Annotated in this window: 7 protein-coding genes; 1 reads left to right on the top strand and 6 read right to left on the bottom strand. The window is 63.6% G+C overall.

Annotated elements, in window-relative coordinates:
* Positions 1-73 precede the first annotated feature (73 nt).
* Genes MY55_RS22180 through MY55_RS22170 form a run of 3 tightly spaced genes read right to left on the bottom strand, consistent with a single transcriptional unit; the run spans position 74 to position 3,899 of the window.
* A complete protein-coding gene (locus MY55_RS22180; protein WP_052878145.1) occupies positions 74-1,135 on the bottom strand; it encodes an ABC transporter permease in 1,062 nt (353 codons plus the stop codon).
* Positions 1,136-1,151: 16 nt separating this feature from the next.
* Positions 1,152-2,090, bottom strand: a complete 939-nt coding sequence (locus MY55_RS22175; protein ID WP_047238484.1) for an ABC transporter permease — start codon at positions 2,088-2,090, stop codon at positions 1,152-1,154.
* A gap of 21 nt (positions 2,091-2,111) precedes the next feature.
* Positions 2,112-3,899: an ABC transporter substrate-binding protein gene (locus MY55_RS22170; protein ID WP_065203048.1), complete on the bottom strand. Its 1,788-nt coding sequence runs from the start codon at positions 3,897-3,899 to the stop codon at positions 2,112-2,114.
* A gap of 280 nt (positions 3,900-4,179) precedes the next feature.
* On the opposite strand from MY55_RS22170, the gene MY55_RS22165 reads away from it, so the two are divergent.
* Positions 4,180-4,548, top strand: a complete 369-nt coding sequence (locus MY55_RS22165) for a hypothetical protein (protein WP_047238486.1) — start codon at positions 4,180-4,182, stop codon at positions 4,546-4,548.
* Positions 4,549-4,590: 42 nt separating this feature from the next.
* Here MY55_RS22165 and MY55_RS22160 read toward each other — a convergent pair whose 3' ends face one another.
* From MY55_RS22160 to MY55_RS22150, 3 genes are all read right to left on the bottom strand, one after another.
* The gene (locus MY55_RS22160; RefSeq protein WP_047238487.1) at positions 4,591-7,716 is read right to left on the bottom strand and encodes an efflux RND transporter permease subunit; all 3,126 of its coding nucleotides are present in this window, start codon (positions 7,714-7,716) and stop codon (positions 4,591-4,593) included.
* 10 nt (positions 7,717-7,726) lie between these two features.
* A complete protein-coding gene (locus MY55_RS22155) occupies positions 7,727-8,833 on the bottom strand; it encodes an efflux RND transporter periplasmic adaptor subunit (protein WP_047238488.1) in 1,107 nt (368 codons plus the stop codon).
* A 155-nt stretch (positions 8,834-8,988) separates the two neighbouring features.
* A complete protein-coding gene (locus tag MY55_RS22150) occupies positions 8,989-9,411 on the bottom strand; it encodes an ExbD/TolR family protein (protein WP_043573188.1) in 423 nt (140 codons plus the stop codon).
* Positions 9,412-9,470 lie beyond the last annotated feature (59 nt).

Raw genomic sequence — 9,470 nt, 5'->3', positions numbered from 1 at the left:
ACCCACCTTCAGATTGCGCACGGACAGCAGGGTGTTTTGCTGATTCATTTGATGGTTCTCCACTTGCCGCCTCCTACTTGGCCACCGCGCGCGGATCCAGCGCGTCGCGCAGCGCATCCACCAGCAGGCTGAACGCTGTCACCAGCACCGACATGGCCACGGTCACCGCCAGCATCTGCCACCAATAGCCCTGGATCAGTTCGGTCGGCGCTTCTTCCAGCATCGATCCCCAGCTGACCTGGCGCACGTCGACGCCGAAGCCGAGGAAGGACAGAATGGCCTCGTATTTGATCAGCGCCACCGTCAGCAAGGAAAACTGCACCAGCAGCAGGTGGGAGATATTGGGCAGGATATGGATGAACATCTTGCGCATGTCGCCGGCGCCTATCGCATTGGCCGCCTGCACGTATTCGCGTCCCTTCAACTTCAGGTATTCGGCGCGCACCAGCCGATAGGTGCCGGTCCAGCTGGTCAGCGCCATCACCGAAATGATAGTGCCGATGCCGCGGCCCGACACGGCGGCGAAGGACAGCAGCAGCAGCATGTCGGGCACCGAGGTGAACACGCTGTAGAACCAGTTGAGGAAGTCGTCGGTCTTGCCGCCGAAGTAACCGGACGCCGCGCCCAGCGCGCAACCTATCATCAGCGAGCACACCGCGCCGAAGACGCCGACGAAAATGGAGGTGGACGTGCCTTTCAGGGTTTTCTGGATCACATCCCGGCCTTGCAAGTCGCCGCCGAACGGCAGCGTGTCCCGTCGCGTCTGCGCCTTGCCGGCATAGTCGCCGACATGCTTCTGCGCCGCGGCCAGCTCTTCGCTTATCGGGTCTTCCGCCGGACTCATCGCCACGATGGGCGCGGCCGCCGCTTTCGCCGCCGCCCGCTCAGGCGGCAACACGTCGTCAGCCGACGGTTTTATCCAACTGGGCGGCGCGTATGGCACGCCGACCTCGTCGGTCCAGCTGCTGCCTATCAAATTGCACCAGCCGCCGATGGCGACCAGCAAATAGGCCAGCACTATCCATAAAGAGATGAAGCCCACCTTGTTGCGCTTCAGACGCTGCCAACCCAGCGCCCACAGGCTGCGGGACGGCATGGCCGGCGGATGGCCCGCGGCATTCTGCAGTGTCGTCATGATTGTTTTCCCCCGCTTATTTCAGTTGCACGCGCGGATCGATCCACTTGTAGACCAGATCGCCCAGCAGATTGAACGCCATGGTGGCGATGGCGATGTAGATGGTGATGGCCTTGATCACCGGAAAATCGCTCTTGTTGACCGCCTGGATCACCTCGTTGCCCATGCCGGGGATGCCGAAGAAGTTCTCCAGCACCAAAGCCCCGATCAGCAAATAAGGAAGCGACATCATCACGCTGGTCACCACCGGGATCAGCGCGTTGCGCAGCACGTGCTTGAGCATGATGCGGCGCTCGGACAAGCCCTTGGCGCGCGCGGTGCGCACGTAGTCCTGGCCCAGCTCCTCAACGAAGAAGCTGCGGTAAAAGCGGATGTCCGGCCCCAGCGACACCATCAGGCCCATCAGCAAGGGCAGCGGCACGTACAGGAACAGATTGGTCCAGAACGAATCGCCCCAGCCGCGCACCGGGAACCAGCCCAGCTTGAACGCCAGGAAATACTGGCCGGCGATGATGTAGATCAGCGCGCTGATCGACATCGCCACCGTGCAGATGATGGTGATCAGGTGGTCGGTCAGGCCGCCGCGAAAATAGGCGACCAGCGCGGCCAGCGGGATGGCGATCAGCAGGTCGACCACCAGCATTGCCCCGGCCAGCGTCAGCGACGGGCCGACGCGGCTGCCGATGATGTCGGCCACCGGCTGCTGGGTGGACCAGGAAGTGCCGAAATTCAGCGTCAGCACCTGATGGACGAACAGCCAGAATTGCTCGGGCAGGCTCTTGTCGAGGCCGAGCTGGCTGCGGATCTGCGCCAGCACTTCCGGCGTCAGGTGTTTGCCGGCCAGCACCAGCGTCGGATCGCCGCCGACAACGCTGAACAGCGTGAAAACCAGCAGCATGACGCCGAGCAGGGTCGGGATCATTTGCAGCAGCCGGCGAATGATGAATGCGGACATGATGTTCTCCTCGCGGGCCGCTTATTTCTGCACGTCCAGGAAGCGCCAGATGGCGTTGAAGTTGGGATGCACCTTGAAGCCTCTCACCCAGGGCTGGGCGACGCCGTTGACATAGCGGATGTCGCCGTAGACCCAGGGCGTGTCGCCGGCCACGATCTTGTTCATCTGATCGTACAGGCGGTTGCGCGCCGGGCCGTCGGGCAGCACCCGCGACTGTTCATACAGGCTGTCGAAGCGGGCGGAACGGTAGCAGGAGTAATTGCTGCCGCCGGTATTCGGGCCGTACAGCAGCTGCATGAAATCGTCGCCGTCCGGATAATCTGCCCCCCAGGCCGCGCCGGCTATGCCGAACTTGCACTCCTGCAGCGCCTTGGCCTGCTCGTTCCATTGCACCACGCGGAAGTTGACGCGCACCTTGATGCGGTCGAAGGCTTTTTGCCAGTATTCGTTCCACTGCTTGTCGATGGCCGTCGGCCCGGTGACGAAATCCACCGTGAACGGCTTGCCGTCGGGCTGGTTGCGGTAGCCGCCGGCGCCTATCTTGTAACCGACTTGGTCCAGCAGCGCGTTGGCCAGCGCCGGGTTGAACGGATAGGCGGCGCGGAAGTCGGGGTTATGGCCCGCGACGTTGGGCGGCACGATGTACTGCACCGGCACCGCCTGGTTGCGGCGGATGTTGCTTATCGTCTCGCTGTTGTCGAAGGCCATCGCGATGGCCCGGCGCAGGGCGATCTTGTCCTTGCCGAAACCACCGACCGCAGGATCCTTCATATTGAAGGCGTAGAACGTGATGCCCTCTTCCAGGCTGCGGTTGAGCTGGATGCCGCGCTCGCGGTATTCCGCCTTCAGTTCCGCGCGCGCGGGATTATGCGGGTCCAGCCGCAGCACCTGGCGAATCAGCGGCTGCGGAATGCTGGGGTTGCCGCTCAGCACGTCGAGCTCGCCGCTCTTGAACGCCAGCCAGGTCGGCTGCTCCTCCTGGATCACCGAAATCTCGATCCGGTCGATCTGCGGATAGCGCTTGCCGTTCATCTGCGCGGCGATCCGCTGGTCCCGGGCGTCGGCGCCGGCCTGGTAATGGAATGTCTCGCTGCGGAAATTGGGGTTGCGCACCAGCGTCATGCTGTTGCCGGGCTTCCAGTCCTTCAGCATGTAGGGGCCGGTGCCGACCGGATGGGCGTTGGTGTTGTCGCCGTAGGCCTCGATGACCTCGCGCGCCTGGGCTTCCACCCAGCTGCCGGCCAGCACGTAGGGCAGCGAAGGGAACGGCTGCTTGAACTTCAGCTGCAGCGTGTAACGGTCCGGCGTCTGGATGCCGGCTAGCGGCGCGTCGTAATCCAGCTTGCCCTTGCCGGCTTTCTTCACCAGCGCGTCCAGCCCCACCAGCTTGCCGGTGAAGGTGTCGCTCAGCGGCGAGGCCACCGTAGGGTCGGACAGCCGTTTGATCGTATAGGCGTAGTCGGCGGCGGTCAGTTCGCGCTTCTTGCCCTTGAAAGCCGGGTCCGGCGCGAAATAAATACCTTTTTTCAGATGAAAGGTGTAAGTCAGGCCGTCGGCGCTGACCGTCGGCATCGCGGTGACGACATTGGGGATCACCCTCACCGGACGGGACAGGTAGTCGAAGGTCAGCAAGGGGTCATAGATATGTTCGATCACCGCGGCGGAATACACGTCCGACACCTTGGCCGGGTCGAAGCCGGTTTCCTGCGCGTTGAATACGCCATGTAGCACTTTCTCCGCCGATGCGTGCATCGGCAACATGCTCCCCCAGACCATCAGTGCCGCCGCGATGGGCTTTCTCAGGCACATAGTCGTTTCTCCTTTGTTGTTTTCATCGGAGCCGGCGGATGGGGCGCCGCGGTCTGCCGCCGCGTCGCGCCCGATCAAGCGCCGGCCGCCTGTTGCACAATCTTGTTAACAGATGGCGGTTTCTGCCCAAACCTTAACGATTGACAGCGGGCGGCGCTGACATCATCGTAAAATAAAAGCAGAATTATGAAGAACCCATGAATGGCCGCCTTGGGACGGTCGCAGCTGCAATCGCCGCGATCCGCGCCATTCCCCACCCAAAGAATGCGAGGAAACGGAAATGAAGACCCCTCTCACCGTCCTGCTGCTCGCAGCCTGCCTGCTGAGCGCCGGCTGCGCCACCCAGCAGGGCTACGCGCAGAAGGTGCTGGTCTGGCAAGGCCGCGACGCCAACGAACTACTGGCCGCCTGGGGCACGCCCACCAGCCAGATGACCATGCCCAACGGCAAGCTGCTGTACACCTACCGCAACGCGTACAGCCAGGACATGCCGATCCAGAGCAGCGGCTTTTACCACCCCTGGGGCATCAGCGGCGGCGGTTCGGTGTACTACAGTTGCACCACCAATTTCGTGGTGGACCCGCATGACCATGTCGTCCAGTCGGTAAGCTTCGACGGCAACGATTGCGTCGCCCAGCCGCGCAAATAAATCTGTCATTGTCACAGACGCCGGCCCAAGCCGGCGCCTGTCCTATTTACCGTTTTCGGCCTTCAATACCAGCGCGTCCTTGCGTTTCCCGCCCAACAGCCGGCGAATGCGGCCGCGCAAGCTGTCCAGATAGGTGTATACCACCGGCACCACCAGCAAGGTCAGCAGCGTGGAAGTGGCCAGGCCGCCGATGATGGCGTGCGCCATCGGCCGGTTGGTCTCCGAGCCATCGCCAGTGCCCAGCGCCAGCGGCAGCATGCCGAAAATCATCGCCAGGCTGGTCATCATGATCGGGCGCAGCCTCACCCGCCCGGCTTCGGCGATCGCCGCGTTGCGCTCCATGCCCTCCTGCCGGCAGCGGTTGATGAAGTCCACCAGCAGAATGCCGTTCTTGGCCACTAGGCCCATCAGCATGATGATGCCGATGATCGAGAACATGTTCAGCGTCGACCCCCACAGGAACAAGGCGAAGAACACGCCGCCGAAAGCCAGCGGCAGCGACACCATGATGGTTACCGGCATGGTGAAGCTGCGGAACTGCGCCGCCAGGATCAGATAGATGAAGATGACGCCCAGCCCCAGCGCGCGCAGCGCGTTGCTGATGGTTTCATCCATATCCTTCTGTTGGCCGCGCCTCACCAGTTGCACGTCCGGCGGCAGCTGCATGCCCTCCAGCAGCTTGTTGACGTCGGACATCGCCGAGCTGACGTCGCGCCCTTCCACATTGGCCATGATGCTGATCTCGCGCATCATATTGGTGCGCTTGATCTGGCGCGGGCTGATCCCCTGCCGGGTTTCGATCAGCGAGGACAGCGGCACCATTTGCGAGGCGCCGTTCTCGTCGCGGTTGCCCGCCACCTTGAGCTGGTCCAGCAACTCCTGGCGCCGCGCGTCCTTGGGGATGCGCAAGCGCACGTCGTAGTTGTCGCCATTGGGCGCTTCCCAGGTGGTCACCACGTTGCCGGCCAACAGCATCGACAACAGATTGCCCACCCGGTTGAGGTCCACGCCCAGGCTGAGCGCGGCGTCGCGCTTCAGGGTCAGGCTCAGCGACGGGTCGCCCTCGGTGAGGTTGGATTCAATGTCTCGCACGCCCTTGATCTTGGCGATCTTGCGCATGATCTCGCGCGACACCGCGTCCAACTCGCGCAGATCGCCGCCGCGCAGGCCGATGAATACCGGCTTGCCCTGCTGTTCGTCGTTGGCCACCGCCTTGATCAGCACGCCGGCCACCGGCTGCACCCGCTTGCGGGCATCGGCGATCACTTCGTTCAAGCTGCGTTGGCGTTGATGCTTGTCGCCGATGTCCAGAGTCAGCGTGCCGTCGTTCTTGCCGGCGCCGAAATTGCCGGCGCCGACATCCAGCGACACCGTGCGGATCTCCTGGATGCCCGACAGCGCCTGGGCCAGCTCCCGTCCCTTGGCGGTGGTGTATTCCAGCGAGGAGCCGGGCGCGGTCTGGTACACCACGTTCAGCTTGCCGCTGTCGCGCTCGGGAATGAATTCGCCGCCTATCATCGGCACCAGCATGAAGCTGCCCGCCGTGATGCCCAGCGCCAGCGCCAGCACCGTCTTGCGATGGCCCAGCACCCAATGGATCACCTTGGCGTAGCGCTCGGACAGGCCGTCCAGCGAGGATTCGAACCAATCCAGCATCCGTCCCAGCGGGCCGCGGTGCTTGTCGCCGTGGTGGTGCGGGTCGTGCCAGATCGACGACAGCATCGGGTCGAGCGAGAAGCTGACGAACATCGAAATCAGCACCGCCACCGCCACGGTGAGGCCGAACTGGTGGAAGAAGCGGCCGATGATGCCGCTCATGAAGCCTACCGGCAGGAACACCGCCACCACGGTCAGCGTGGTGGCCAGCACCGCCAGGCCGATTTCATTGGTGCCGTCCAGCGCCGCCTGGTAATGGCTCTTGCCGAGCGCGGCGTGGCGGACGATGTTCTCGCGCACCACGATGGCGTCGTCTATCAGCAGGCCGATGGACAGCGACAGCGCCAGCAGGGTCAGGATGTTGAGCGTGAAGCCCATCAGCTGCATGGCGAACAAGGTGCCCACCAGCGCCACCGGCAGCGTCAGGCCGGTGATCACCGTGCTGCGCCAGCTGCCCAGAAACAGGAACACGATCAGGATGGTGAGGCCGGCGCCTTCCAGCAGCATCGACTCCACGCTGTGCAGCGCTTTCTTCACATCCTCGGCCGAATCATAGGTGTAGCGCAGCACGGTGCCGGCCGGCATCCGCGGCTTGAATTCTTCCAGCAACTTCTTCACCCCGGCCGCCACCGCCACCTCGTTGGCGCCGCGCGCCGCCTTGATGTCGATGCCTAGGCCGGGCTGGCCGTTGATCAGCGACACGCTGTCCTGTTCGGCTTCGGTATCCGCCACATCGGCGATGTCGTCCAGCCGGATCGGCGTGCCGTTGCGGTAGCCGACCGCCAGCGCGGCGAAATCCTCGGCCGACTTGAGCTTGCCGGACACCCGGATCGCCCACTCTTTCTGGGCGGTGGAGACGTTGCCGGCCGGGAAGTCCTGGTTGGCCGCCTTGATCGCGTCGGCCACATCGGCCAGCGACAGGCCGGAGCCTTCCAGCCGCACCGGGTCGATATCGATGCGGATCTCGCGCTTCACCGCGCCGATCAGGCTGACGTCGCCGACGCCCTCCACCATCTGCAGCCGCTTTTTCAGCACGTTTTCCGCCCAGCTGCTCAATTCGCGCGGCCGGGTCTGGCTGGAGGTCAGCGACAGCGACAGCATCGGCTTGTCGTTGGGGTCGACCTGGGAAACCGAAGGCGTGCCGATCTCGCGGCGGAACTGCCCCTGCACCGACGCCACTTTGTCGCGCACGTTCTGCACCGCGACGATGGGGTCGACCGACAGTTCGAACTCGGCCACCACGAAGGAGCTGCCTTCGGATGAATAGGAGCGGATTTCCTTGATGCCGTTGACGGTGTTCAGCGCTTCTTCCAGCGGCTTGCTGATTTCGCTCTCCACCACTTCGGGCGAAGCGCCGGAATACGGGGTGTACACCACCGCCATCGGCATGCGCACGTCGGGCATTTCCTCCACCGCCAGCTTCTGCCAGGAGAACAAGCCCAACACCATCAGCGTCATCATCAGGACGGCGGCGAAGTACGGGTTGCGTACGCTAACTCGGGTCAGCCACATGTCGCGCCCCTCAACCCTGGCCGCCCGGCAGGCCGACGGCGTCGCCGATCTTGCTGCCCAGCAACTCGCCGACGATCACGCTGGCGCCTGGCGCGATGCCCGCCACCGCCGCCTGGCGCTCGTTTTCGGCGCGCAGTTGCACCGTCACCGGCTTTTTCACCAGTTTGCCCTTCTCCGCCACCATCAGCCACGGCTGGCTGTCGATGTCGCGCACCGAGGACAAGGGCACCACCACCTGGTCCTTCACTGCGCGCAGCACCACGCCGCCCTTGGCGAACTGGCCCACCTTCAATTGGCCGGCAGGGTTCTGCACCCGGATGAACAGCGTGAAGCTGCGGGTGCCGGGGATGGCCACCGGATTGATGCGCACCACTTCGCCATGCTGCAGCTCGCTGCGGCCATCCACGCTGAAACTGGCGTCCATGCCGACGCGCACCTGCGACACCAGGCGCGAAGGCACGGTGGCGGCGATTTCCAGCACCGACAGGTTGGCGATGGAAAACAGCTTCATATTGCGGCTGGCCACTTCGCCCGGATTGATCTTGCGCTCGAACACCACGCCGTCAATCGGCGCCTTCACCTGGGTGTCCTGCAGCAGGCGCTTGGCGCGGGCCACTTGCGAGGCCTGGGCGCGCAATTCGCCCTCCTTCACCCGGTAATCGCTTTCCAGTTCGTCATAGGCCACCTGGGAAATGAAGCCCTTGCCCAGCAGCTCGCGCTGCTTGTCCAACTTAACCTTGGCCAGCTTCAAGCGCGACTTGGTATTGTCCAGCTGGGCGTTCTGCTCCTCCACCGACTGCCCGAGCGCCTCGGCGTCCAGCACCGCCAGCAACTGACCGCGGCGCACCGCCTCGCCTTCCCTCACTTTCACTTCCCGCACATTGGCGTCCACTTCGGCCGCCACCGCGCTGCTGGCCAGGGCGGTCAGCGAGCCGGTGAAGGGAATGGTGGCCGCCAGCGGCTGGATCTGCGCCTTGATCACATCGGCGCTGGACAAGCTGCGGGCGACCGGCGCGGACGCGCTCTTGCCGGCGGCCGGCTTTTCGGCGCCATCGCTCTTGTTGCAGGCGGCAAGCGGCAAAAGAAGGAGGGCTATCAGGCAATGACGTGTGTTCATGTGTATTGTGTTCCCGCTTGCGGGCGGCGAGGCCCGCAGCCGGTTTTGCATGGATTGGCGACAGACGGAGGATAACACCCTCCGCGCACGAAACAGGCGGCCCAACCGCAGCCGCCTGTTTCTCATCATGCCATAAGACAATGGCTATTTGAATGTCATTTGACGAACTGTTCCGATCCGACGATGCCCAGCTTCGTCAAACCCAAACGCTGCGACTCCGCCAGCACCATCGCCACCGGCTCATAACTCGCGTCCTTGTTCGGCTTGATGTGCAGCTCCGGCTGCGGACTCGCCTTCCCCGCCGCCGTCAGCTTCGCCTCCAGCTGCTCCCGCCCCGCCAGCTTCTCGCCATTCCACAGCACCGAATTGTCCGGCGAAATGTCGATCTGCACCACCACCGGCTTCTCCAGCGGCTTCGACGGCGTGTTCACCGGCATGTCCAGCTTCACCGCGTGCGTCTGGATCGGTATCGTGATGATCAGCATGATCAGCATCACCAACATCACGTCGATCAACGGCGTGGTGTTGATTTCCATCATCAGATCGTCTTCTCCCGACGACCCTACATTCATCGCCATGTCTTTTCTCCTAGTTCCGCGCCGGAGGCTCGGTGATGAACGCGATCTTCACGATCCCC

This window comes from Chromobacterium subtsugae (assembly GCF_001676875.1).
GTDB lineage: Bacteria > Pseudomonadota > Gammaproteobacteria > Burkholderiales > Chromobacteriaceae > Chromobacterium > Chromobacterium subtsugae.
This window is presented reverse-complemented; position numbering and strand designations above follow the sequence as displayed.

Bases quoted from the DNA above. Each gene is read 5' to 3' on its own strand.
- MY55_RS22180 (WP_052878145.1), bottom strand. From the start codon at position 1,135: ATGACGACACTGCAGAATGCCGCGGGCCATCCGCCGGCCATGCCGTCC.
- MY55_RS22175 (WP_047238484.1), bottom strand. From the start codon at position 2,090: ATGTCCGCATTCATCATTCGCCGGCTGCTGCAAATGATCCCGACCCTG.
- MY55_RS22170 (WP_065203048.1), bottom strand. From the start codon at position 3,899: ATGTGCCTGAGAAAGCCCATCGCGGCGGCACTGATGGTCTGGGGGAGC.
- MY55_RS22165 (WP_047238486.1), top strand. From the start codon at position 4,180: ATGAAGACCCCTCTCACCGTCCTGCTGCTCGCAGCCTGCCTGCTGAGC.
- MY55_RS22160 (WP_047238487.1), bottom strand. From the start codon at position 7,716: ATGTGGCTGACCCGAGTTAGCGTACGCAACCCGTACTTCGCCGCCGTC.
- MY55_RS22155 (WP_047238488.1), bottom strand. From the start codon at position 8,833: ATGAACACACGTCATTGCCTGATAGCCCTCCTTCTTTTGCCGCTTGCC.
- MY55_RS22150 (WP_043573188.1), bottom strand. From the start codon at position 9,411: ATGGCGATGAATGTAGGGTCGTCGGGAGAAGACGATCTGATGATGGAA.